The organism is Planotetraspora silvatica (genome assembly GCF_016863315.1).
Classification (GTDB): domain Bacteria; phylum Actinomycetota; class Actinomycetes; order Streptosporangiales; family Streptosporangiaceae; genus Planotetraspora; species Planotetraspora silvatica.
The window spans coordinates 109,107-132,524 of the sequence record NZ_BOOQ01000038.1 but is presented as its reverse complement, the minus strand read 5'-3'; the positions used below and the strand labels follow the sequence as shown (position 1 = coordinate 132,524).

General features: G+C 67.4%; 23 protein-coding genes. 13 read left to right on the top strand and 10 right to left on the bottom strand.

The features are described 5' to 3' along the window. Positions 1–101: 101 nt before the first annotated feature. The 3 genes from Psi02_RS27460 to Psi02_RS27450 all read right to left on the bottom strand — a co-directional run bounded on the left by Psi02_RS27460 (position 102) and on the right by Psi02_RS27450 (position 3,183). Positions 102–1,220 (bottom strand): lactonase family protein, encoded by a 1,119-nt coding sequence (locus Psi02_RS27460; RefSeq protein ID WP_203978554.1) that lies wholly within the window; start codon positions 1,218–1,220, stop codon positions 102–104. Positions 1,221–1,303: 83 nt separating this feature from the next. Beyond that, a complete protein-coding gene (locus Psi02_RS27455) occupies positions 1,304–1,825 on the bottom strand; it encodes a hypothetical protein (protein WP_203978553.1) in 522 nt (173 codons plus the stop codon). Positions 1,826–1,836: 11 nt separating this feature from the next. Further along, on the bottom strand, positions 1,837–3,183 hold the full coding sequence (locus Psi02_RS27450) for a molybdopterin-dependent oxidoreductase (protein ID WP_203978552.1): 1,347 nt from the start codon (positions 3,181–3,183) through the stop codon (positions 1,837–1,839). Positions 3,184–3,352: 169 nt separating this feature from the next. Between Psi02_RS27450 and Psi02_RS27445 the strand changes: the two genes are divergently transcribed. Continuing rightward, positions 3,353–4,030: a glycosyltransferase family 2 protein gene (locus Psi02_RS27445; protein ID WP_203978551.1), complete on the top strand. Its 678-nt coding sequence runs from the start codon at positions 3,353–3,355 to the stop codon at positions 4,028–4,030. A 53-nt stretch (positions 4,031–4,083) separates the two neighbouring features. Here the strand turns inward: Psi02_RS27445 and Psi02_RS27440 are convergent, their stop codons facing one another. Further along, positions 4,084–4,557 carry a peroxiredoxin family protein gene (locus Psi02_RS27440; RefSeq protein ID WP_203978550.1) on the bottom strand — a complete coding sequence of 158 codons (474 nt, stop codon included), beginning with the start codon at positions 4,555–4,557 and terminating at the stop codon, positions 4,084–4,086. Between the two features lie 225 nt (positions 4,558–4,782). Here Psi02_RS27440 and Psi02_RS27435 point away from each other — a divergent pair, with 225 nt between their 5' ends. Continuing rightward, the gene (locus tag Psi02_RS27435; protein WP_203978549.1) at positions 4,783–5,775 is read left to right on the top strand and encodes an NAD-dependent epimerase/dehydratase family protein; all 993 of its coding nucleotides are present in this window, start codon (positions 4,783–4,785) and stop codon (positions 5,773–5,775) included. Between the two features lie 19 nt (positions 5,776–5,794). Here Psi02_RS27435 and Psi02_RS27430 read toward each other — a convergent pair whose 3' ends face one another. Next, positions 5,795–7,141, bottom strand: coding sequence for a hypothetical protein (locus tag Psi02_RS27430; RefSeq protein WP_203978548.1), 1,347 nt, complete (start codon positions 7,139–7,141; stop codon positions 5,795–5,797). A gap of 93 nt (positions 7,142–7,234) precedes the next feature. On the opposite strand from Psi02_RS27430, the gene Psi02_RS27425 reads away from it, so the two are divergent. Both Psi02_RS27425 and Psi02_RS27420 read left to right on the top strand, forming a co-directional pair. Then, positions 7,235–7,966, top strand: a complete 732-nt coding sequence (locus Psi02_RS27425; RefSeq protein ID WP_239095195.1) for a TIGR04282 family arsenosugar biosynthesis glycosyltransferase — start codon at positions 7,235–7,237, stop codon at positions 7,964–7,966. Then, the gene (locus tag Psi02_RS27420) at positions 7,963–8,574 is read left to right on the top strand and encodes a class I SAM-dependent methyltransferase (protein WP_203978547.1); all 612 of its coding nucleotides are present in this window, start codon (positions 7,963–7,965) and stop codon (positions 8,572–8,574) included. Before Psi02_RS27425 ends, Psi02_RS27420 begins: the two co-directional genes overlap by 4 nt. 144 nt (positions 8,575–8,718) lie before the next feature. Here the strand turns inward: Psi02_RS27420 and Psi02_RS27415 are convergent, their stop codons facing one another. Genes Psi02_RS27415 through Psi02_RS27405 form a run of 3 tightly spaced genes read right to left on the bottom strand, consistent with a single transcriptional unit; the run spans position 8,719 to position 11,448 of the window. Beyond that, positions 8,719–10,011 carry an ArsB/NhaD family transporter gene (locus Psi02_RS27415; protein WP_203978546.1) on the bottom strand — a complete coding sequence of 431 codons (1,293 nt, stop codon included), beginning with the start codon at positions 10,009–10,011 and terminating at the stop codon, positions 8,719–8,721. Next, on the bottom strand, positions 10,008–10,505 hold the full coding sequence (locus Psi02_RS27410; protein WP_239095194.1) for a CBS domain-containing protein: 498 nt from the start codon (positions 10,503–10,505) through the stop codon (positions 10,008–10,010). The genes Psi02_RS27415 and Psi02_RS27410 overlap by 4 nt, the downstream gene beginning before the upstream one ends. A gap of 43 nt (positions 10,506–10,548) precedes the next feature. After that, on the bottom strand, positions 10,549–11,448 hold the full coding sequence (locus Psi02_RS27405) for an alpha/beta fold hydrolase (protein WP_239095193.1): 900 nt from the start codon (positions 11,446–11,448) through the stop codon (positions 10,549–10,551). A gap of 187 nt (positions 11,449–11,635) precedes the next feature. Between Psi02_RS27405 and sigJ the strand changes: the two genes are divergently transcribed. The 3 genes from sigJ (at position 11,636) to Psi02_RS27390 (ending at position 14,092) form a co-directional block, all read left to right on the top strand. Continuing rightward, positions 11,636–12,520, top strand: a complete 885-nt coding sequence (sigJ, locus tag Psi02_RS27400) for an RNA polymerase sigma factor SigJ (protein ID WP_203978545.1) — start codon at positions 11,636–11,638, stop codon at positions 12,518–12,520. Positions 12,521–12,700: 180 nt separating this feature from the next. Beyond that, positions 12,701–13,621 (top strand): NADP-dependent oxidoreductase, encoded by a 921-nt coding sequence (locus Psi02_RS27395; RefSeq protein ID WP_203978544.1) that lies wholly within the window; start codon positions 12,701–12,703, stop codon positions 13,619–13,621. Between the two features lie 15 nt (positions 13,622–13,636). Further along, entirely contained in the window at positions 13,637–14,092 is a 456-nt protein-coding gene (locus Psi02_RS27390; protein WP_203978543.1) for a cupin domain-containing protein, read from the top strand. A gap of 365 nt (positions 14,093–14,457) precedes the next feature. Here the strand turns inward: Psi02_RS27390 and Psi02_RS27385 are convergent, their stop codons facing one another. After that, positions 14,458–15,057, bottom strand: coding sequence for a class I SAM-dependent methyltransferase (locus Psi02_RS27385; RefSeq protein WP_275415266.1), 600 nt, complete (start codon positions 15,055–15,057; stop codon positions 14,458–14,460). Between Psi02_RS27385 and Psi02_RS27380 the strand changes: the two genes are divergently transcribed. Beyond that, positions 15,043–15,201, top strand: a complete 159-nt coding sequence (locus tag Psi02_RS27380; RefSeq protein ID WP_203978541.1) for a hypothetical protein — start codon at positions 15,043–15,045, stop codon at positions 15,199–15,201. The genes Psi02_RS27385 and Psi02_RS27380 overlap by 15 nt on opposite strands. Before the next feature lie 665 nt (positions 15,202–15,866). Here the strand turns inward: Psi02_RS27380 and Psi02_RS27375 are convergent. Beyond that, positions 15,867–16,739 (bottom strand): sensor histidine kinase, encoded by an 873-nt coding sequence (locus Psi02_RS27375; protein ID WP_239095198.1) that lies wholly within the window; start codon positions 16,737–16,739, stop codon positions 15,867–15,869. Positions 16,740–17,334: 595 nt separating this feature from the next. Between Psi02_RS27375 and Psi02_RS41135 the strand changes: the two genes are divergently transcribed. From Psi02_RS41135 to Psi02_RS27350, 5 genes are all read left to right on the top strand, one after another. Next, positions 17,335–17,763, top strand: a complete 429-nt coding sequence (locus Psi02_RS41135) for an LmrA/YxaF family transcription factor (RefSeq protein WP_373317687.1) — start codon at positions 17,335–17,337, stop codon at positions 17,761–17,763. Between the two features lie 394 nt (positions 17,764–18,157). Further along, positions 18,158–19,099 (top strand): sensor histidine kinase, encoded by a 942-nt coding sequence (locus Psi02_RS27365; RefSeq protein WP_203978538.1) that lies wholly within the window; start codon positions 18,158–18,160, stop codon positions 19,097–19,099. Then, positions 19,086–19,325, top strand: a complete 240-nt coding sequence (locus Psi02_RS27360; protein WP_203978537.1) for an ATP-binding protein — start codon at positions 19,086–19,088, stop codon at positions 19,323–19,325. Before Psi02_RS27365 ends, Psi02_RS27360 begins: the two co-directional genes overlap by 14 nt. Before the next feature lie 364 nt (positions 19,326–19,689). Then, a complete protein-coding gene (locus Psi02_RS27355; protein ID WP_203978561.1) occupies positions 19,690–21,489 on the top strand; it encodes an alkyl/aryl-sulfatase in 1,800 nt (599 codons plus the stop codon). 347 nt (positions 21,490–21,836) lie between these two features. Further along, positions 21,837–22,349: a YkgB family protein gene (locus Psi02_RS27350; RefSeq protein ID WP_275415265.1), complete on the top strand. Its 513-nt coding sequence runs from the start codon at positions 21,837–21,839 to the stop codon at positions 22,347–22,349. The last annotated feature ends 1,069 nt before the right edge of the window (positions 22,350–23,418 follow it).

Sequence of the window (23,418 nt, the reverse complement as noted above, 5' to 3'; positions counted from 1 at the left end):
CGCCCGACTCAGCTACGGGCGCCCGCCACGGGGTTGGTGAGGCGTTCTCCAGGGTCGTGGTCACGCTCCGCGAGCGTGCCTGATCACTGGAGCGACGCCGTTCACAGCGCCACGATCCCCTCGCCGCCAATAGCTCCTGGCACGGTCACGGTGTCGATCCGGGTGAGGGAACCGCCGGAGTTCACGCGGAAGGCGTTGACGTTCCCGTCCTTGCCGGTCTGCGCGTAGAGGTAGCGCCCGTCGGAGGAGGCGGCGGCGTCCACGGTGCCCGCGTCGGTCGCGGTGGTGCCGAGCGCCTTCACCGAACCCGTTCCGGTGTCCCGGTACCCGGAGAGGGTGCCGCTGCCCGCGTTCGAGACGTACAGCCAAGGGCCGGTCTTCACGATCCAGCAGGTCGCCGCCTGACCGGTGAGGAGTTGCTGGATTCGGGTCGCGTTGCCCGTGCGGCCGAGGGTGTAGGTCGCGACGGCATTGGGACCCGCCTGGGCGACGACCATCCGGCCGCCGTCGTCGAAGGTGAAGGCGAACGGGGCGGTCCCGTTCTCGGTCGTGGTGACCGGCTTGGCGGAGGGGGCGCCGAGGAGGTTCACGCCGAATACCTTGATGGCGTCGCCGTTGCCCTTGGTGACGACCACGACGCGGTCGCCGCCAGGAGTGAAACCGACCTGGCCGGGGGTTCCTGCGGCCGGATCGAGGCCGAGCCCGCGGTTCCAGGAGGGAACCCGCACCACACGGTCGCCGACGCGGCGGTAGCCCTGGATCGACCCGCCGTCCAGGGCGTTCAGCACGTAGACGAGGTCTCCGTGCGCGGCGACGCTGACGGGGAACCTTCCGCCCGAGGACACGACCTGGGTGCGGGTGAGCCGGTCGCCGTGGACGGCGAAGACGGTGATGGTGTCGCTGCCCGCGTTGACCGCGTACAGCAGGCCGTGACGCCGGTCGTAGGTCAAGGAGCCCTGGGAGGCAAGGTGGTCGACGACCGTGCCGTCGAGTACGCCACCGAGGCCGCCGGTCGCGAAGGCTCCCGCGCGGGTGAGAGAGCCGTCAGGGCTGCGGTCGTACGCGACGACCGTGTTGCCCTGCGGGTTGTCGGTCTGCACGAACACCGGGTGAGCGAACTCGTTGCCGGACCGGGCGGACGCGAAGGCGGGCGAGGTGAGCGCGGCGGCCGCGGTGACGGCGACGCCGGCCAGGCTGAGGACACGGACGGTGGTCTTCATGGTCTCCTCGTTCAAGGAAGGGTAAAGACGAACGGTCCGTTAGCGGCCCCGCGACCCGAGATGCTTACCGGGGACGCACCGAATCAACGACGTGTTCTCTGGTTCGTAAGATCTGCCCTCCGACGCGCGCGCCGCGACGTCCGGCGCACTCGTACGGCATAGGCCAGCGCCGAACCTGCGAACAGCACGCCGGTCACCAGCAGCCAGTGGCCCAGGTAGGGGGAGGTGTCGAGCCCCACCGCCTTCCGGTATTCGTGCTGGGATCCCCGCAGGATGAGCGGGAACCAGACGAGCAACAGCAGCCCCGACAGCCCCATCGGCACACGCACGTGGTTGATCCACGGCGGCCGGCCGGCGCCGCCCGCCGGCCGGCGGCGGCCGACCGAGCGCGTGGCCACGTCGGCGACGGCGTAGAGCGGGAGCAGCACGAGGTCATGGAAGATCGCTGCGCCGACGAACCAGATGAGGAAGCCGACCCAGACGCCTGCGACCACGACCCGGCTCGCCGCGTATCCGGCCAGGGCGAAGCAGGCGATCAGCGCGAGCAGGTGCAACGGGTCGGCGCCGTAGTGCGCAGCCACCCGCCGGTGGAGGTAATGCCACATCCGTCCTCCCCTCAAGCCGTTTCCGGGCTGAACTCGAGCATGCGGACCCACTTGGTGTTGTGGACGCCGGGTGCGTTCGGGACGATGATCCGCGCCGGGTATCCGTGGTCGAGGGACAGGTCGGCCCCGCCCACGCGGAGGGCCAGCAGCGAACGGGGATCGGCCACCTGCGTCGCGCTGAGCGTGACCCGGCTGAACACCCCGCCCCTCTGCAACGATCGGACGACGACTTGTGTGTGACCGGGAGCCGCCCCGGCCAGCCGGGCGAGATCGGCCAGGCGCACACCGGTCCAGTCCCGCTGGGTGGACCAGCCCTCGACGCAGGCGATCGGCAGGGCGTAGGTGTACAGGGGCATCGCCAGCAGGTCGGCTCGCGACAGCCGTACCGGGCGCGGGCCCATGACCTCCAAACGCCAGGCGGCGCCGGTCTGCGCCGCGACGACGCCGACGGAGGCCGCGGTCTTGTTGATCTGGAAGTCGTTGGGGCCTGTGCCGTAGGCCCGGCCGTGGGGAGCCAGCAGGGCGGTGCGGCGCAACCACCCGTCGATGCTCTGCCCGACCGACAACGCGAAGATCGCGAGTGCCCCGCCGCCGGCGAAGGCGAGCAGGCCGCGCCGGGAGATGGTGGGCGGCGCAGGGTCGGGGCTTACCAGCCCGCTCGTGTCGGGGGGTTCAGGCCGCGTGTCCGCAAGGTCGGTGCGCAGGTCACGCAGGCCGCGCGTGCGCAGCGTGCTCACGACGCGAGGCATCTTGAGGGCGACGTGCACGGCCAGTGCCCCGAGGAAGATCCATGCGCCGTAGAGATGGGCCGGATAGAACGAGAACGGAAAGACGTAGAACAACTGGATGTTGAGGATGCCGGTGACGAACTCGAACACCGCGCCCCCTACGAGCAGGAGCAGGCTGGCGCGTTCCAGCGCCTGGGCCGCGGACCGCACCGGCGGCCAGGCGAAGAGCTTGGGGATGACCGACCACAACTTGGCCAGCAGCACCGGAAGGAGCGTAAGCCCGAGGATGACGTGGGTGCCCTGGGTCAGCCGGTAGAGCCACGGCGGGCTCGTGGGCCAGTCGAACAGGTAGAAGCCCAGCAGCCCCTTGCCTGGAGTCAGGTCGTTGAGCGGCAACCATGGGTTGTAGGCGGCGTACGACAGCAGCCCGGTGATCGCCACGATGGGCACGCCGGCCAGCAAGATCAGCCCGAGCACCGACGTGAGCCAGGGACCGCGGATCGGGCTGCGCCAGAACTCCGGCCGGAAAGGACCAGGCGGCGGGTCCTCCGGCAGGGTCGGAACGCGCGGACGCCACGACCGGGAAGGCCGGGGTGTCCGTCCCCCGGCGGGTGTGTTCTCACTCGTCATCGTTTCACTCCTGACCAATATGTCATTGGAAACGTAATTAATGCCCATAAATACTTTTAAGGTAATTAATGTGCATTTCTGCGAAGCCTAGGGCGGCCCCGTGAATCTGGGAACGCATGTCACCGGCTCGTAAGGAAGTCATTCCCCGCACCGCCCTACGGTCGGGGCTATGGACATCGATGTGGTGCTGCCTTGCCTCGATGAAGAGGCTGCCCTGCCGTGGGTGCTGGAACGCATGCCGGACGGGTTCCACCCGATCATCGTCGACAATGGCTCCACGGACCGGACCACCGAGGTCGCGGCCTCGTTCGGGGCCCGTGTCGTGCATGAGCCGCGGCGCGGCTTCGGCGCCGCCTGTCACGCAGGGCTGACGGCCGCGACCAGCGACCTCGTGTGCTTCATGGACGCCGACGCCTCGCTGGATCCCCGGCAACTGCCCCGGGTCGCCGACCCCGTCGTGTCCGATGAGGCCGACCTCGTGCTGGGCCGCCGCGTGGCCCGGCCCCGCTCGGCCTGGCCAACACACGCCCGGCTCGGCAACGCCGTGCTGGCCGGGCGCCTGCGCCGCCGTACCGGAGCGCCGTTGCGGGACCTCGGACCCATGCGTGCGGCCCGCCGCCTCGACCTGCTCGCGCTGCACCTCGCCGACCGCCGGTTCGGCTACCCGCTGGAGATGGTCCTGCGCGCCTCCGCCTCGGGATGGCGCATCGCCGAGACCGACGTGGACTACCTTCCACGCACGGGGCGGTCGAAGGTGACCGGGACGGTGCGCGGCACCGTACGGGCCGTCGCGGACATGCGGCGGGTCATGGCGGAACAGAACCAGATGGCGGCCGGCCGCTCGTGACCCCGACGCCGCGGGGCCGTGTGCCCGGGGCGTCGGAGAGGAGACCGGCGGCGTCAGTGATCGCGTACGTAACGGATGAGGCCGATGACGTCTTCGGGCACGAGCCGGCCGATCGCACCGCTCGAATACACACTGACGATCACCTTGCCGTCGGGGTCGAGCACGAACCCCGTCGACTGGAGGTATTCCGGATCGGGGTTCACGAAGGACCCCACGGCCTGCGCCACCTTCCGGGCGTCGGCGCCGTACCCGACGGGGAAGGTGAGGTGGTGCTTGTCGATGGTCGCCTGCGTCGTGGCCTCGTCGTCGACGGAGAAGGCCACCACACGCGCCCCGACCTCGGTGAGTGCGTCCAGGTTGCGCTGAAATGCCCGCAGCTGGGCGTTGCAGTAGGGGCACCACGAACCCCGGTAGACCAGGACTACGCCGAAGTCGCCGGACAGGGTATCGGGCACGGTGATCTCGCCGCCTCCGGGCAGGGAGACGGTCAGCGCCGGGAAACGGTCGCCGGGGCTCAGGACGGTCATCAGGACTCCTCACGGTCATGCCACACGCGATCGAGACAACCCGTATGGCAGGGAGACGGACTGCAAGGGGCTCCAGCTCTGGCTGCAGCTCCTACATGCTTGGCGACCGCTCAGCCCGGGTTCTTACCTTGATCTCGCCAAGGGACGGCTGCGAAGGTCTTACAGGGCGCGAACACCGCGCCCGGACGTGCCGTCACAGGCGGGTGGCGGTTCTACGGTGGGCGAGTGAAGGTCCTGCTCACCGGCTCGGCCGGATTCATCGGAAGCCACGTGTCCGAGACGCTCGCCGCAGCTGGTCACGAGGTCATCGGGTTCGACGCGCGGGCGGGTGACGACGTACGCGATCAGTCCGCGCTGGACCGGGTGATGCCCGGAACGGAAGCCGTGATCCATCAGGCGGCCAAGGTGGGGCTGGGCGTCAACGTGGCCGACCTGCCGGACTACAGCTCGATCAACGTGTACGGCACGGCCGTGCTCCTCGCCGCGATGGCCAGGCACGGAGTCGGCCGCCTCGTGCTGGCCTCCTCGATGGTGGTGTACGGCGAAGGCGCCTATACCTGCCCCGAACATGGGGCCGTCCGTCCCCGGCCCCGCCTTGAGGCCGACCTGGACCGAGGGCTCTTCGAGCCGCGCTGCCCGCTGTGCGGCTCACCGCTGGCGCCCGGGACCATCGGCGAGGACGCGCCCACGGATCCGCGCAACGCCTATGCCACGACCAAGCTGGCCCAGGAGCACCTGTCCGCCAACTGGACGAGGGAGACCGGCGGGACCGCCGTCGCCCTGCGCTACCACAACGTCTACGGCCCGCGGATGCCCAAGGACACGCCGTACTCCGGGGTGGCCGCCATTTTCCGATCGGCGCTGGAGGCGGGGCGGGCTCCTCGCGTCTTCGAAGACGGCGGGCAGCGGCGCGACTTCGTGCACGTCCGCGACATCGCCGTGGCCAACCTCGCCGCTCTCGTTGTGACCGGCGGGCAGGCGGGAACACTCGCCGCCTACAACATCGCCAGCGGCCGCCCCCACACCGTGGGGGAGATGGCCGCCGAACTGGCGGGACAGCGTGGTGGCCCTGCTCCGGTCGTCACCGGTGAGTACCGCCTCGGCGACGTGCGGCACATCGTCGCCTCACCGGCCAGAGCGGCCGCGGAACTCGGGTTCCGGGCGGCGATCACGTTCGCGGACGGGATGAAGGAGTTCGCCACCGCTCCGTTGGGCTGACCTGGGCCCACAGGAGTGATCACCAGGGGGAGGCGACCAGGCCCTGCAGGAGCAGGCCGGTGACCACCTGCGCCACCAGCCACCGCCGACTCCCTGCCTGACCGTCTGCCCGGCTGCCCGCGAAGCCGCCCGCGACGGACGCCCACACCGCGAACGGCACCCAGATGCGCTCGACCTCCCCTCTGGTGACGCCGCTGACGTCGAGCGCGGCCACCGCCACCAGGGTCGCGGCCACGACGGCCCGGACCCGCGCAGGAATCGGCCCCATCAGGCCCGCCGTCGCGGCGGGACCTGTCATCAGCGCGAGTACGGCGATGTTCGCGAACAGGAAATACAGGTACGGCCGGGCCGCACCGGGGTCCGCGGCCCACTGGGCGTGCGTGGCGAGCGCGCCGGCAGGCCAGAAGAACCCGCCCGCGGCGAACGCGGCGGTCACGGACCCTGCCCCCGCAAGGACCGCCGCGACGGTGAGCCGTGAGGGCCGGACCATCACGGCCACCACGACCGGGATGAGCAGATAGGGCACCAGCCCGTAACTCAGGTACGGCAGCGAACCGAGCAGAACGCCGGCCCCCGCCCCGCTCAGTAGGCGGCTCCAGCGCTTTCGCCCGAGCACGAGCAGGGCCACGCCCCAGGCCCCGACTCCGGCGAAGAAGGCGTCCATGCTGGTGGCGATCCAGACGGACGCGGGTGTGAGAGCCAGATAGGGGAGTGCTCGGCGGGCCGCGTCCTCCCCGCCCAGCCGACGAACTGTCAGCGTTATCGCCACCGCCGCCGAACAGCCGACCAGCACGACCAGCAGCGCGGCCCACAGCGGCCCGGGCAACCCGATCGCCTGCAACGCCCACACCACCAGGACAGGCAGCGGGGGATGCCCGCGCACGTGCGTCGGATATCCCGGCAGATGCTCGATGAAACCGGCCAGCCACCCTGAAGGGTCGTGTCCGACGGCCGGCAGTACGGCCAGGTACTCCTCCTTGTGGGTGAACGGCGTGGCCAGTCCGTCCCCCGAAACGGCCAGCAGCACCGTCCAGGCGAGAGCCGTGCCGTACCCAAGGGCGATGGCCCGGCTGAATCGCAGCCTCGCGAGTGCACCGGGCAGCATCCAGGCAGTGGCCAGGCCGAACGCGGCAGCGGGCAGCAGACGGAAAGTCGGCACCCGGAAGTGCGCGTGCAGCGGGGGAAGGTGATCGATCCGGAGGACGCCCACGTGGTGGAGCAAACCGCCGGCTGCGAAGGACAAGGCGATGAGCGCCGCCCATCCGATGAGCGCCCGCCGCACACGTTCGCGGCGCGCAGAGTCACCGGGCCCGTGGCCGCCGGGCCTGCCCGGATCGTCCCCAACTGCGCAGTCTCGGGTGATCACCTTCCCTACAGTAGGCTTGAACTGCGGGTATGCCGGGTTCACATCAGCACTTCGTAAGGTTTTCCCGGCGGGTGCACCCCTAATGTCGGAGCCATGAAGATCGTGGCTGCGACAGATCCCCGGGCCACCGGGCAGACCGGAGCAGGCGGGACCGGCATGATCGACGCACAGATCGTGGTCATCGCGAAGGAACCGGTGGCGGGCCGGGTCAAGACCCGCTTGACGCCGCCGTTCACTCCCGCACAGGCAGCGCATCTGGCCGCCTCGGCACTGGAGGACACGCTTCGCGCCGTGGCCCAGGTCCCGGTGCGGCATCGGATCCTCGCCCTCGACGGGCTGCCCGGCTCATGGCTGCCGCCAGGCTTCGTAGTGATCTCCCAGCGCGACGGCGGGCTGGACGAGCGGATCGCCGGGGCGATGGCCGACGCTCACCGGCTTCACCCGATCCCGGTGATGCTCATCGGCATGGACACGCCGCAGGTGACTCCCGAGCTGCTGACGTCGTCCATACAGACCCTCGCCGAGCACGAGGCGGTCTACGGCCCGGCAGCCGATGGTGGCTTCTGGCTGTACGGCAGGCGCGTCCCCAATCCGGGGACCATGCTCGGCGTGCCCATGTCCCGGCCCGATACCGGAACCGTGCTCCTGCGTCGGCTCAGGCGAGAGTGCCGGACCGTGGCCCTCACGCCGGAACTCGCCGATGTGGACACCGCCGCGGACGCCGCGCTCGTGGCCGCCGAAGCGCCGTGGTCCAGGTTCGCCGCCATGCTCGAGGCCATGCTCGAGGCCATGGCCCTACCGGTTACAGCGGACGTCGGGCGATGATCGGAGAGCTCTACACCGAATCACTCGCCGGTGCCGCCGTCGAGATCGAGCACGTCAACGGCATCCGCGTGCCGCTGGAGGCCACCCGGTGGCGGGAACCGATCGCCGGTGACGAGGAACTCCTCGCCCGATGCGCCGGGCCGACTCTGGACGTCGGCTCGGGCCCGGGACGGCTCACCATTGCGCTCACCCGCCGGGGCGTGCCCGCGCTGGGCATCGACATCACCCCCCACGCCGTGCACCTGACCCGAAAAGCAGGTGCACAGGCGCTGGTGCGCGACGTTTTCGGACACGTGCCGGGAAGCGGAAGATGGGCGACCATCCTCCTGGCAGACGGCAACATCGGCATCGGCGGCGACCCCCTGACCCTGCTCAAACGGGTACGGGAACTGCTGCGCCCGGGAGGCTGGGTCCTGGCCGACGTCGCTCCGCCTCGAGCGGCCAGCAAGGTCGACCGAGTACGGCTGCGCCGCGGCGACGAACTTGGCGAATGGTTCGGTTGGGCCACAGTGTCGGCCGCCGACATCGCCAGGCTGGGGGTGTCGGCCGGCTTTACGTTTGTGGACCCCTGGACGCGGTCGGGACGGTGGTTCGCGCGACTGCGATGACCGGGGGCCGGTGCGCTCCGGGGACGAGCACGACGCGCGGATGCCGGTCACCGAACATGCTCGCCCGGCGAGTGGGTTTCGTCATCGTCGCGGACGGTACGCAGCAGCAGACCCATGGCGACGCCGGCGACTGGGCTTCGCGCATCAGAGGAGATAGCGAAGCCATAGGTATGGGGTCACCAGTGCGATCGTGACGGGGGTGACGATCAGCCCGTACTTGGTGAACTCCCAGAAACTGATCGGCTGCCGGTTGCGCGCGGCGATGCCCAGAATGACGACGTTCGCGGCAGCGCCGATGGCGGTGGCGTTGCCGCCCAGGTCGGCGCCATAGGTCAGTGCCCACCACAGGACTTGGGCGTGCTCGTTGCCGCCGTTGGCCTGAACCAGGTCGGCGGTGATCGGGCTCATCGTCGCCACGTACGGAATGTTGTCCACGATGGCCGACAGCCCGGCCGAGGCCCACAGCAGCACCATGGTGGTCAGGGCGAGCTCTCCTCTGGTGGCGTTGACGGCCATTTGGGAGACCTGGCCGATGACGCCGGTCTCGACCAGGGCGCCGACCATGATGAACAGGCCGGCGAAGAACACCAGGGTCGGCCATTCGACCTCGGCGATCGCCTGCTCGGTGGTCACCTTCGTGAGCGCGACGAGAATGCCTGCTCCCAGGATCGCCACGACGGACGGCTCGTAGTGCAGCACCGGATGCAGAACGAAGGCTGCCAGCACCAGTCCCAGTACGGCCAGGCTCTGCCAGAGCAACCGCCGGTCGGCGACGGCTTCCCTTTCGTTGAGCTGCATGATCTCTGCCGCACGTTTCGGGTCGTAGTGGAACGACTTGCGGAAGATGATCCGGCAGAGACCGAGGAAGACCACGAGCAGAAGGATGATCATCGGCGCCATGTGGACGAGGAAGTCGTTGAACGTCAGTCCGCCCCTGCTGGCGATGATGATGTTCGGCGGATCGCCGACGAGGGTTGCCGCACCTCCGATGTTGGACGCCATGGCCTCCGCGATCACGTACGGCGCCACGGGTAGTGCCAGCCGGGAGCACACGAGGAAAGTGACAGGCGCGATGAGCAGGACCGTTGTGACGTTGTCCAGCAGCGCGGATGCGCTTGCGGTGATGACGATCAATAGGACCATCAGCCGATACGGTTTTCCCCGCGCCCGTTTGGCCGCCCAGATCGCCAGATATTCGAAGACGCCGGTCTGCTTCAGTACTCCGACGATGATCATCATGCCGAGTAGCAGGAAGACGACGTTCCAGTCGATGCCGGTGTGGTCGGAGAAGAACGCGGCCTTGCTGTCGGTGGCCTGGATCAGCAGCATGATCGCCGCTCCGCCGAGCGCCGCCGCGACGCGGTGGATCCGCTCCGTGGCGATCAGCGCGTAGGCACCGAGGAAGACCGCCAGAGAGAGCCAGGCCAGAGCGGTCACGAGTCGGTGACCCGGTCCATCAGCACTGCGAGGGTGACGGCTCCGAGGAAGCGTCCGCCGTCGACGACGGCGACCAGCGGACTACGGGTGCGGGCCATCAGCGCCGCGACTTCCAGAATCGTCGCGTCGGGATCGGTCACCGGCAGTTCCCGTGGACTCGGTGGCAGCGCCTCTCGGACGGTGCGGTCGCCCAGTTCGTCGAGGAATCGATCAGCGTGCGCCTCGTCGACGACTCGTGCCAGCGCGGGGTCGTCCTGGCAGTATCCGGGGACCGCCAGGCGGAGCACCTGCGTGCCCGGGAGAACGCTGCACGGCAGGCCGTCGCCGTTCAACACGATCAGGCCTGCCAGGTCCCGCTCCGCCATGAGGCGCGCCGCCTCGCGCACGGGCGTGTCCAAGGTGACGGTGGGGAACTCAGTGAGGATGTCGCGAGCACGCATGGCCCGGCCCTTCGTGATCGACGACAGACTTGCCGACCAGACTTCCCGGCCCACCGCTGCTCACTCTACAACGATCTATTTCGGCCCTGACCGGTTGCTAGGTGGCGAGGAAGTCGCGGATCTTTGCAGTGATCGAGGGGTAGTCGTCCGAGAACCAGATGAAATGGCTCAGGGCCTGACTCACGACGAGTTCGGCGTCGGCCAGGCCGTCGCACAAGGATTCGGCGTGAGCAAAGGGCACTGCTCCGTCGTCGCGGCTCGCGATGACCAAGGCAGGCTGGGTGACGTGCGAGGACGGGTCCGGTGTGTGAAGCAGGTCGTTGAGAAAGCCCCGCCCGGAACGCATATGAGAGAACAGTGCGATCAACGCCCCACGGTCTGCTGTGTGTAGGGCGGCCAGGACCTGACTGACCGGTCTTGTCGACAAATCGCGCAGCAACAACCGGAGGCCGGTCGACGGAGCGACGCGCATAAGCGTCCGTACCAGGCCCCAGGTCATTCTTTCGGTGGCGGCGGTGAAGATCACGCTGGCACCTATGCGTGTACGGCTGTCGGGCCAAGGAAGAAAACTCACAGCGCTTTCCAGAATGAGCCGACGCACCAGTTCGGGATACCGGGCAGCCATGGTGACGGCGCTGCGGCCCCCCGCCGAGGTGCCCACTACCGCGGCGACCTGGTCGATACCCAGGTGCCGGCATAACTCGTTCGTGACGTCGGCGAACGAGCTCATGGACGTGGCCGTTCGCAGCGGTGTTCGGCCGTACCCCGGGCGCGACGGCACCAGCACGCTGTATCCGAGATCGGCGAAGACGTCCTCACCGATCGCCAACCCTGCGCGCATGTGCCCACCGTGGAAAACGACGACTGCCGGGCCGTCCCTCTGCTCCAGCCGATACTCCACCGGGCCCGCTGTCAGATCGGCGAGCGCCGTCGGCCGGTTCACGGCGATAACCGATGATGATCCTGGCATCTCGTCCGCTCCGTCGAAGGAGTACACGGCTGATCACATTCTCAACGGCTTCGACTGTTCACGCCACGGCTGTCCACATCCACTCTGCTCACAAAGGGCATCAGGCTCCGCTGGAACAGCCGCCAGGCTGACCGCCTCCCGCGGAGCCGTCTTCGAAGATCCCGAGTTCGGATGGCTACGCTGGATCCGCAAGCTGGGGGAGGTTGCGATCTGTATGGGGGACGGGTTCGGACGGTCTGAGCAGGAGGGCCCGCTCGGAGCCGAATGGGAGAGGCACCGGCCCGCGGTTTTCGGTGTGGCCTACCGGCTGTTGGGGAGTGTGGCCGATGCCGAGGATGTGACCCAGGACGTGTGGCTGCGGGCGGCCGGAGCGGATCTGCAGGACATCGGTGACCTGCGGGCCTGGCTGGTGACGGTGGCCGCGCGCCGGTCGTACGACATTCTCAAGAGTGCCCGTTTCCGCTCCGAGACCTATGTCGGGCCGTGGCTGCCGGAGCCGCTCCTGACAGGTCCGGACGCGTCTCAGCCGGTACTCGTCGACGAGTCCGTCAGTTCGGCGATGCTGCTGATCATGGAAGAGCTCAGCCCGCCGGAGCGGGTGGCCTTCGTCCTGCACGATGTCTTCGGTCTTGAGTTCGGCCGGATCGCCGAAGTGCTGGACATCACCGTGCCGGGTGCCCGGCAGCTCGCCTCGCGGGCACGACGGCGGGTGGCCAAAGCGAAGCAGTCCACGCCGCAGGCGTCGAAGGCGGAGCGTGAACGAGTCCTCATGGTCTTCCGCGCCGCTTACGAGGCCGGGGACCTGGCCGGCCTGGTCAGGCTCCTGCACCCGGACGCCGTCTACGTCACCGATGGCGGCGGCAAGGTCTCCGCGGCACGCAAGCTCATCCACGGCGGCGAGCGCGTCGCCGAGGTCATGGTGCGTGTGGGGCGCCAGTGGCACCCGGACCGCATCGACTTCGCCGAGGTCGGCGGCGAGCTCGCCCTCGTGTTCCGCCGGGAAGGCCGCGTCCACTCCGTCGACACGGTCCAGATCGCAGACGGTCTGATCACCGCGTACCGCAGGGTCATCAATCCCGACAAACTCGTGCGCGTCTGAGCTGTCACACCCGGAGGGGCTACCTCGTCTCCCTGATGAGAACGCAAAACGGGCGACGAAGAAATACGCGACAGCAGGTGGGTCGATCATGCAGAACGCATACCTCCACCTGCAGCCGCTATGAACCCTGCGCGCGAGCGGGCTGCGCGCTGGGGTCGCCCCTCCCCAGTAAGGACCTGTATGCAAGCCATCACTGTGCGAGACCGCAACGCCGGTCTTGCCGGGATGTCCCTGACGGACATGCCCTATCCCCATGCGTCCGAGAACGACGTCATCGTGCGGGTGCACGCCGCTGGCTTCACCCGTGGCGAGCTGGACTGGCCCGCCACGTGGACCGATCGCGCCGGCCGCGACCGGACGCCGAGCGTGCCCGGGCACGAGTTGTCCGGTGTCGTCGTAGAGCTGGGGTACGGCACCACCGGCCTGAGCGTCGGACAGCGGGTGTTCGGCCTGGCCGACTGGACCCGTAACGGCACGCTCGCCGAGTACACCGCGGTGGAGGCCCGCAACCTCGCCCCGCTGCCGGGGGACATCGACCACACCGTGGCCGCCGCGCTGCCGATCTCCGGGCTGACCGCCTGGCAGGGCCTGTTCGACCACGGCCGCCTCACCACGGGCCAGACCGTCCTGATTCATGGTGCCGCGGGCGGCGTCGGCTCGATCGCGGTACAGCTCGCCCGGGAGGTCGGTGCCCGCGTCATCGGCACCGGCCGGGCTTCCGACCGGGACAGGGCACTCGCACTCGGCGTCGACACCTTCATCGACCTGCAGACCGAGAACATCGAGGACGCCGACGAGGCCGACGTCGTATTCGACGTGATCGGCGGCGACGTCCTCGACCGCTCGGCTGCCCTGGTCCGGGCCGGCGGCACGCTCGTCACCATCGTCATGCCGCCCAAGGTCCAGCCCAAGGACGGGCGGGCGGTCTTCTTCGTCGTCGAACCCGACCGCGCCCGGCTCACGGATCTCGCCATGCGGCTGAGGGAGGGTCGGCTCAGGCCGTTCGTCGGTGCTGTGCGGCCGCTCGCCGAGGCACCCGCCGCGTTCGCCCCCGGCAAGCGCACCTCCGGCAAGACGATCATCCGCGTCGCGGAAGACTGAACCAGGAGGCCCATCATGATCGGAATGCGAATCGCCGCCGGCCTCCTGGCTGCGGCCACGCTGACTGCGGCCACGGCCTGTTCGACCTCCAACCAGTCCGCCCACGCCGAGGCTTCGGCGCCTGCATCGACGCGCCCCGCCGAAACCCTCAGACCGCTGCTCCAGCAGGCCCTTCCGGATGTGAAGGGCAAGACGTTCACCTCGGCGGTCGTCGACCTCCCGCCCAACGCACGCGCGATGCCGCACCGGCACGGCCAGGCGTTCGTCTACGCCTACGTCCTGGACGGCACCGTGCGCAGCAAGCTCGACGACAAGCCCGTGGCCACCTACCACCAGGGCGAGAACTGGGTCGAGCAGCCGGGCACCCACCACGTCCTCACCGAGAACCCCAGCCCGACCAACCCGGCCAAGCTCCTGGTCGTCTTCGTCTCCGACACCGGAGACAAGCTCAAGGTCGACGACCCGAGGTAATAGCCCGGGTACGCAGCGGGCGGCAACACTTCGCACGGACTGTGCCCCCCAGGTACACACCACCTACCGCCAAGGCGCGCCCGAAAACCACGGCGCAGACCAGACGAAGGAATCAAAGGAACCATGACCAACCTCCAGCGCGTCAACATCAGCGAGCAACACCTGGCCGCATACAAGGCCCTCAGTGGAGCGTTGATCGTCGGGCCGAAGCACGGGAGGGGTGCTGGGCATTCCTAGTCGAAGGGCCGTAGCTCTTTGGCCATACGCTCGCCACCATGGCGATCGACAGGTCAGGCGAGCTGTGGCGCGGTGAGGACTTCGAGGACCTCGCAGAGTTCATTCCACGCCGGAAGAACACATGGTCGTCAGTTGGGGGTTCGGGCGACGCCGAGCACGTGGTTCACCCCGTGGAAGGAGAACCGGGACACATGGTCGACGACGAAGCCAGCCTTTTCGATGGCGGTCAGTGTGTCACGGCCCGGGTGACAGCCGCCGCGCATCTGTGACCACAGGGGAGCCACGAACCGTTCGGCCGCTGCGGCGAGTACGTTGGCCGACCGCACGTGCTCGTAGAGCCGTAGTTCGCCGCCCGGCTTCAGCACCCGCCTGAGCGCGGCCAGGGATTGCTCGAGGTCAGGTGTGGAACACAGGACCAGCGAGCAGACGACCGCGTCATACGCGCCGTTCGGCGCGGGGATGCGGGTGAGGTCGCCCGCGACCGTACGTACGGGGATCGGCCCGTTCTTGCAGGCCATCAGGACTGTTTCGAGAAGGAACGGATCGGTCTCCGCGACGGTGATCTCGCGGACCGTGTCCGGGTAACAGGTGAACTTGACGCCGTCGCCGGCCCCCACCTCCAGCACCGATCCGCTGAGACGCTCCGTCAGCCGTCGTCGCGCTTCCGTGGGTCGAACAGATGACCCGCGGCCAAGGCAGACGGGACGCGGGTGATGGAACTGTTCCATGCCGCGACCGCACCAATGTCGGGCATCACCGGCCTGCTGCGGCGAAATCTGCGTCATGAGGCAAATATGAGCCGGTCGTTCATCGATCGCCGGTTTCTTGATGTGATCCTGACAGCAGTACCCCGTATTACTACGGGCCATTGATGGAGGCGGCCGCACACCGATCTCGTCGCCTATCTCACGAGCGGATCCCCAGATGCAGGGCCCGAACCTAGTACGGCCGCCTGCGGAAACACCGGCGTGGGCGTGGGCCTCGGCCAGGAGATCGCTCCAGAGCCACGTGTCGGGATCGGTGAGGACGACCCACTCGCGGAAGACCTTGCCTGCCGGGGCGAAGGGATGGCCGATTCCGTCTCGAAGGAGTTCGCGACCGACTGATCCTGAAGATTTCCGAGTGACTCGAGTACCGGACGGGGCTTCAGCGCGTCTCTGTCATGCGGAAGTCGAATCGCTCTCCCATAGCGAGCCTTCATCCCGGGATCCGGCCGGAGGGGAGGAGGTGCCCGTCGGTCACTGGTGGAACGTCCGACCTGTTCAACGGGTGGCGCATGACCCCGGCCATCACAACCAAGATCAAGATCATCTGTCGTGCAATCTTGCGCGACTCACTGTGATCGTTGACGTGTGGTCGTGGTCTTTTGCTTGAGGTGTTCGTGGGGAGTCTGGCCGCCGAGGCCGCGCTGAGGCCGTTGCCGTCGTAGCCCCAGTTGAGGCCAGGGAATTCTCAATCGCTTCCCGGGCGAAGCCTCCGCAGTACGACCGCGCGCCCTGGCTCTGAGTGGGCCCGGACTCCGCCTCCTCGGTGTTGATCAGCGGTTCGCGGCCAGGGGTATCCGGAGGACGAAGCACGCGCCGCCGGAGGCGGAGTCTTCGACGTGGAGGCTGCCGTTGTGGGCGGAGGCGATGTCACGGGCGATGGCGAGGCCGAGGCCGGTGCCGCCGCAGTCACGGCTGCGGGCCGAGTCCAGGCGGACGAAGCGGTGGAAGATCCGCTCGCGGTCGGTCGGAGCGATGCCTGCTCCGTCGTCGGCGATGGTCAGTTCGGCGCTGTCGCCCCTGGGGTGCAGGTTGATCCATATCGTCCGTACGGCGTGGCGGTGGGCGTTATCGAGCAGATTGGCGAGCATACGAGTGATGTGCGATGGCACGCCGCAGACCTTCACCGGGGAATCGAGGTGGAATCGCACCTCCTGTAATCCGTGGCGGTGGGCGACCGCCTCCTGGACCAAGGCCGTGAGGTCGATCTCTTCCATCGTGGTCTGGGAGTCCGTCTCCATCCTGGCCAGCAGGAGCAGGTCCGTGATGATGCTCTGCACCCGGCCCAGGTCTTGGAGAGCGTGATCGAGGAGATTCCCCAGGTCGGTGTCGTCCGGATACATCTGGGCGTCTTCCAGTTGCAGGCGCAGCCCGGCGAGAGGCGTGCGCAGTTCGTGTGCGGCGTCCACGACGAACTGCCGTTGCCGGTCGAGCGCTCGTTCGGCCCGCTGCTCTGCTTGGTCGAGCCGTTGAAGGACGGTGTTGATCGTGGCGGCCAGTCGCACGACCTCGCCGTTTCCCTCCGGCTCGGCCAGGCGGTCTTGCGGATCGCCGCCCACGAGGACGGCCAGTTCGGTGCGGATGGCCGAGATCGAGTGCAGGGTCCGGGCCCGCGCATGCCACTTGGCCCATGCCAGCGGAACCACGATGCACAAGGCCCCGAGGACGAACGGCGGCCGAAAGACCGCCAGGCGGGAGATGCCGCATGACCGGGCGCCGCGTAGAGGTCCGCGGACACATCGGCCATCGGAATCGAATCCCGCGGTTCCGTCGGAATTCCCGCGACGCGTCCCCAGGGCTCTCCGCGGCGACACGTCTGCTCCGGTGGGACGGCCCGCTCGGTCGGAGCCGACATCGAGACATGCGGCCTCGGGCCCGCGACCGAAGGCATTTTTCATATCCGCGCTCCCATCCGCCATGCAGCGCGTTGTCCAGATGCCGATGACGCGGCTGGCGGATAATCGACCGGCAGCACTCAGCCGTCGCACGCCACAGTGATGGCGCGTTCTCCGGCCGATCGGGTCGCGGTCGGTTGCCACCTGAAGAACTCGCGCCAGATCATCGTCTTGAATGGACGGTTTCGTCCAGTTTGTGGTTATGTATGAAGTCTGTCAACCATCCCGTCTGCGACGACCCCGAATGGCGTGGCTCAGGCGTGACCCCGGCAACTGTGCAATCGCCCTGATCGGCTGCTCGGAACCGGCCATGGCAAGCGGGTTCACATGCCTCTGACGTAGGGTTATCAGATGCGTCCGGAGGGACGGTCTGCACGACGATGCGGGGTACCGATGCCCGCTCGGCTCGCTGGCCAATGAGTTCGTCGGCCGTTCCGGCCACGCTCACCGTCTGCTGGCGGCGGCCTTCGATTCCTTGTGGGACGCTTTGGCCGGCGGTTTGGCCAGACTGCAAGAAGAAGGCGAGTTGGGTTCCGAGGTCACCGCGGAGGAACTCGCCCTCGGGGTCATTGCCGCATTGCAGGGCGGATATCTGCTCGCAGAGTCGATGCAGGACGACCAACCATTCAGGCTTGCCATTGACATGGCGCTGAGCTGGATCAGAGCGCTCGGGGCGGATCGCTGGGAGCCCGTCGGCGAACAGTTCGTCGTCCATGTCGTCCCACCTGGTGCCGCGACACGGCACTTCATGGGGCTACCTCATATCTCAACTTGACAAGCATGGATAACTTCAAGTTAAGTGGACGATATCGTCCAATTTGAGTCAGGCCTGTTCGGCCGGGTGCCGGCGGCCGGCCGTCATCCCGAGCTCGACCACGGGACGGCCGCACTGGATATGGATCGCCGGGGGCTGTACAGGCGGCAGGCGGTGTTCCAGGAAAGGATGCGGCGGCTACGCGAGGAGGAACTCGCGGACCGGCCGCTTTTGAGCCGCCCATTGTCCGTGTGGATCAGCGATCAGCGTGAGAGACACAGTCGTGATGAGACACCCAGCCGAGATCGCCCATGGCGTGCGGCCATTGGCAGCTCGGAAGAGCCGGTCGGGCGCGCCGGGAGATGGTGACGCGGTTCCGTCGCTGTGTCTCATTCAAGTGCGCTATACGACGGTGGTGACGCTGCTCGTCCTCATGATTGTTGTGGTGCTCGGCGCGGGCATGGACCTGGCGGTTCGCTACAGGGTTCGAGACGAGGCGTTTTTCAACGCCGAGAAGACCGTGCTCCGGTGGAGCGCGCAGGTGCGGAGCGACCATGTGCCCCGCCCCATACCCGTTTCCGCCAACGTCGACCTTGTTCAAGTGGTGGACGCCCGGGGCAGGATTACGAGTTCGAGCCCTCAGACGGGCCGGGCGCGCCTCAGCATGTTCAGGCCGGAGCCCGGCGACCGTTTACGGCGGTGGACCGAGTGTCCTCCAGGCAAGCGGTGTGTCCTGTTGGCGGCCGACAGGGTCTCACCGAGTGCCGATTCCCCTGTCGTGTACGCGGGCGCGGTGGAGTCGTCGATTCTGGCGACGCACGACCTCGAGTACGTCGTCGGGGCGGCCGCGCTCATCATGACCGTCATGTCGGGGTGGCTGACGTGGCGGATAACGGGCCGGTCACTGCGCCCGGTGCAACGGCAGTACCAACTGGCCTCCACCACGTCGCACGAGCTCCGCAACCCGATCGCCGGCCTGCGGGTTCAGCTGGAGGAGGCTCTGCTCTACCCCGATCACGTCAATCCACGCGACACGATTCAGCGAGCCCTGTCGACCACCGACCGGCTCGAGGGGATCGTCGACGAACTGCTGCTGCTGGCCCGGCTGCGCAGCGGCGAGTCGGCCACCCATGAGGCGATCGACCTGGGCGCGCTGGTGGCGGAGGAGACGAGGACGACCTCCCACCCTGTGCCGGTGGATGTTCGGGTGACCGGGGATGTCTGGGTACACGGCTCGCGGACCCAGCTGATCCGGCTGCTGAGCAATCTGATGAGCAACGCGCGACGCCACGCGGAGTCCCGCGTCATCGTATGCGTCACGTCTGGCGACGGCCTGGCGGGTCGTGGCGGTGATTGATGACGGAGCCGGCATCGAAGCGGCCGACCGTGAACGGGTCTTCGAGCGGTTCGTCCGTCTGGAAGACGGACGCCGCCGTGATACAGCCGGCAGCGGGCTCGGCCTGGCGATCTCCCGCGACATCGCCCATGCCCACCAGGGGACCCTGCGTATCGAGGACTCCGCCCGCGGTGCTCGGTTCGTTCTTCGGCTACCGCTGATAGAGGGCAGGCACCTGTCGGCATGAGGCACGACCCGCAGTCCTCACTGGCTCCCGACCCCCCGCAGGTCGGGCGAGGACTCAGCTAGTACCGCCCTAAGGATCAGAAGGTTGAGGCACCTCCTCGCCGCACTCAGCTCCGGGCCAGGACAGGCTGACCGTGTTTTGATCCGACACGAGTCCGGCGGCCGAGTTCCACGGGATGCTTCGCGTTGAGGATGGACGCTGACGCGCAGGAACTGAACGAGGTTTCCAGACGTCGGAAGGTCGGCCAGGCGGATGACGTTCATCGAGCGCCGACCGAGGTGATGGCACACCACGGGATCGAGCCTGACGTTGAGAGTCTGTGGGAGCCGGTTCGGATGGTTTCGTGGGGGGCTCTGTGGGCGTCATGCCGTCGCTGGGGGATCGGGCCGATTTCGAGGCTGCGGATCGGGGGTTCGTCGGGACGACGTCGCAGGAGACGATCAGGGATGGCCGGGGCCGGGTGGTGTGGGATTTCGGCGCCTACGCCTTCTTGAGCGGGCCGTGCCCCGACACGGCGCACCCGAGTCTGTGGCGGCAGTCCCAGCTCACCGCCAAGCACGGCCTCTACCAGGTGGCCGAGGGGATCTATCAGGTCCGCGGGTTCGACCTGTCCAACGTCTCCTTCGTCGAGGGCGAGCGGGGCGTCATCGTCATCGATCCGCTCCTGTCCACCGAGTGTGCGGCGGCCACGGTCGAGCTCTACCGGCGGCATCGGGGGAACCGGCCGGTGACCGCGGTCATCTTCAGTCACTCCCACGCCGACCACTTCGGCGGCGTCCGGGGAGTGGTGCCCGACGGAGGGAACATCCCGATCATCGCTCCCGCCGGGTTCTTGGAGCACGCCGTCTCCGAGAACGTGTACGCCGGGACGGCGATGAACCGGCGGGCGATCTACATGTACGGAGCCGCGCTGCCCAAGAGCGCGGTCGGCCAGATCGGCGCGGGGCTCGGTCAGACCACTTCCACTGGAACGATCTCGCTGATCGAGCCCACGCTCCACGTCACCCGCACCGGCCAGGAGGAGGTGATCGACGGCGTCCGCATCGTATTCCAGCTCACTCCGGGCACCGAGGCGCCTGCCGAGATGAACTTCTTCCTTCCCGGTCGCCGGGCTCTCTGCATGGCTGAGAACGCCACCCACAATCTGCACAACGTGTTGACCCTGCGCGGCGCGCTCGTCCGGGATCCGCGGGTCTGGTCCCGCTATCTCACCGAGGCGATCGAGATGTTCGCCGCCGACTCGGAGGTGCTGTTCGCCTCGCATCACTGGCCGACCTGGGGTACGCGGGAGCTCACCGTGTTTCTGTCCCAGCAGCGTGACCTGTATGCCTACCTGCACGACCAGACGCTGCGACTGCTCAACCAGGGCCATACCGGTGTGGAGATCGCCGAGATGATCGAGCTTCCGCCGGCGCTCGGCCGGGCATGGCACGCTCGCGGCTACTACGGCTCGGTGTCCCACAACGTCAAGGCCATCTACCAGCGCTACATGGGCTGGTTCGACGGCAACCCGGCCCATCTGTGGGAGCTTCCCCCGCAAGAGTCGGCCCGTAGACACGTGGAGCTCATGGGCGGAGCTTCGAACATCCTGGCCAAGGCCGAGGCGGCCTATCAGGCAGGGGAGTGGCGGTGGGCCGCACAGATCCTCAACTATGTCGTGTTCGCCGATCCGGCCGACGTCGTCGCCAGGGAACTTCTGGCGAAGGTCTACGACGAGCTCGGCCGTGGCAGCGAGAACGGCACGTGGCGGAACTTCTACCTGCAAGGCGCCGCGGAACTGCGGGGCGACAAGCCGCAGAACCCTATCGACAGCGCCGGCACCGACCTCGCCCGAGCTCTGAGCGCCGAGCAGATCTTCGACTCCCTGGCGATCCGTGTCAACGGTCCTCGTGCCTGGGACATCCGGCTGACCATCGACTGGAACTTCACCGACCTCGAAGAGGAGATCAGGACCAGCTTGGCCAACGGGGTCCTCACTCAGACCCGGTCACGAGAGGCGACACCGGCCGATCTCACGGTGACCCTGACCAAGCCGGAACTGCTCGCCGTGATCGCGTCCGGGGACCTCGGCGGCGTCCAGGCATCCGGAGCCCGTCAGGCATTCACCACCTTGATAGAACTCCTGGACGACCCCGACCGGGACTTCAACATCGTCACCCCCTGACCGCCTGTCCGAACCAAGACACCGATTCCACGTGAGGTCACCAAAAAAACCGACGGGAGTGTCAGAAAGTTCGTGTGCGTGAGGCGGGTGATCCGGAAGGCTGGAGCTTGTGCTCTGACCAGGAAGGATCATGTACACAGATCTTCCAAACTGGCTGCCTGGCTGGGCATACATGCTCAATGTGGCTTCTACAGACGGCCGGACGGACGAAGTCTAGATATTCGTCCTGCGCGATACCGTGGTTCACCCATCGGCCTCGGACCGCTCCCGGTGCGTTCTTCCGGTATGGCCAACGCATCAAGCGTTAGAGTGCGGTCGAAATTCATTTGACAGGGAGTGGCTAGTCGATGATTGCTTCCCCAGGAGATCGTCCCATAATCGAACGGTACGTATTGCTCGCCGGCAGCCTTATCCTCCGATACGGACTCGTGGTGGTCGTCGCTTGGATCGGTGCCCTGAAATACACTGACTCGGAGGCTGTGCGTATTCAACAGTACATTACGCACAGTCCGTTCATGAGCTGGATGGCCGACGCCCTCAGCGTCCGGGCATTGTCCAATTTCCTGGGTACCGTTGAGATCATCGCGGCTCTTCTGGTCGCCCTCGGGCCATGGCTTCCGCATTTCTCCGCCGTTGGCAGCGCCTTGGCCGCGTTGCTGTTCCTCGCCACATTGAGTTTCCTGTTCACCACTCCTGGCGTTGGCGATCCAACCGCCGGAGGATTTCCAGCACTGTCGCCTTTGGGGCAATTTCTGCTCAAAGACTTGGTGCTGCTAGGTGCGTCCCTATGGACATTGGGCGAATCTATCGCTGCGGCCCGACTGGGAAGATCGGCACGGGCACCTGGCCGGCCCGCTTGACCTGCGCGGGGCGTTGCCGGGTTGACCATGGCTAACCCGCGCCTTCGCGCCGTGTGAGGGTGATCTGATCGTTTACATGAAGACGAGCGACGCGCCGGCATCGCGCACGCTGATCAACCGCGCAGGGTTCACACCGAAAAGTCCCCCCTGCTGGCTGGGGCGGTCGGCGAAGCCCTCACGGGCAGACCACGGACACAGGCGCGCAGCAGTACGAAAATGACCAGGCCGGCATGCTGTGTGCCGCACACTTTCCCACAAGCGAAGACCGCAGACCGTGAGGTCGCGACATGTGGCCTTGACCTGGACAAACGCCAGGTTCGAAGAACATGACAGGTGCTTGCGGAGCAAGAGTCGCAATCGAAAAACCGCTGGCTCTGGCCTCGCCGTCCTGATCTAGAGTGCCGCCTGGTAGCCCTGCGGAATTGGCGGCGATCACAGCGGATTGGTTCGAGACCATTTGGAGACGTCCGGTCGTTCGATATGAATGGCTCCGGAGGGGTCAGGTCTACGCCCACAGATATCAGTTCGCAGACACGGGCCAGGGTCTGTGCGAAGGCAGAGTCCGTACTGCCAACCTCACCACACCCGATCGCATCGTCCATGTTCGAGGAGAACCAAGCCGGTCCGATCCTTGGGCCATGTCTGGGTAACCAACTTGACCGCGATGTCCTGGTGCCCGTCCCAGTCCCAGTCCGCCATGTCGCACGGCGTGTGTCCGTAATTCTGGTGCCCTCGCGGAGGACCCTCGCCGCACGGAATATACGCGGAATGATCTCCTATGGGCGTCCTACAGAGACGATCGTTCTCGCAGGTAATGAGCGGCAGGGAGAGGTCACGTGCTGTAAAACCGTCGGCTCAGCCTACGCAGGTTCACGTCCTACACCTGCCGCCAGCCAAACTGGCAGCGCAGAGCCCCTTGCCCAGCAGGAAGAAGTCTGCCGAATTGTTCTTGTAGATGTTCGAGGTGGGTCCCTCCCTGCCGAAGAGCCTGCCCTCGGGGGTGGTGATGTCGAGGTTCTGGTCGAGAGCCGCAACCCGGTGTCACTGTTCATGGTCGCGAAAGGTCCGG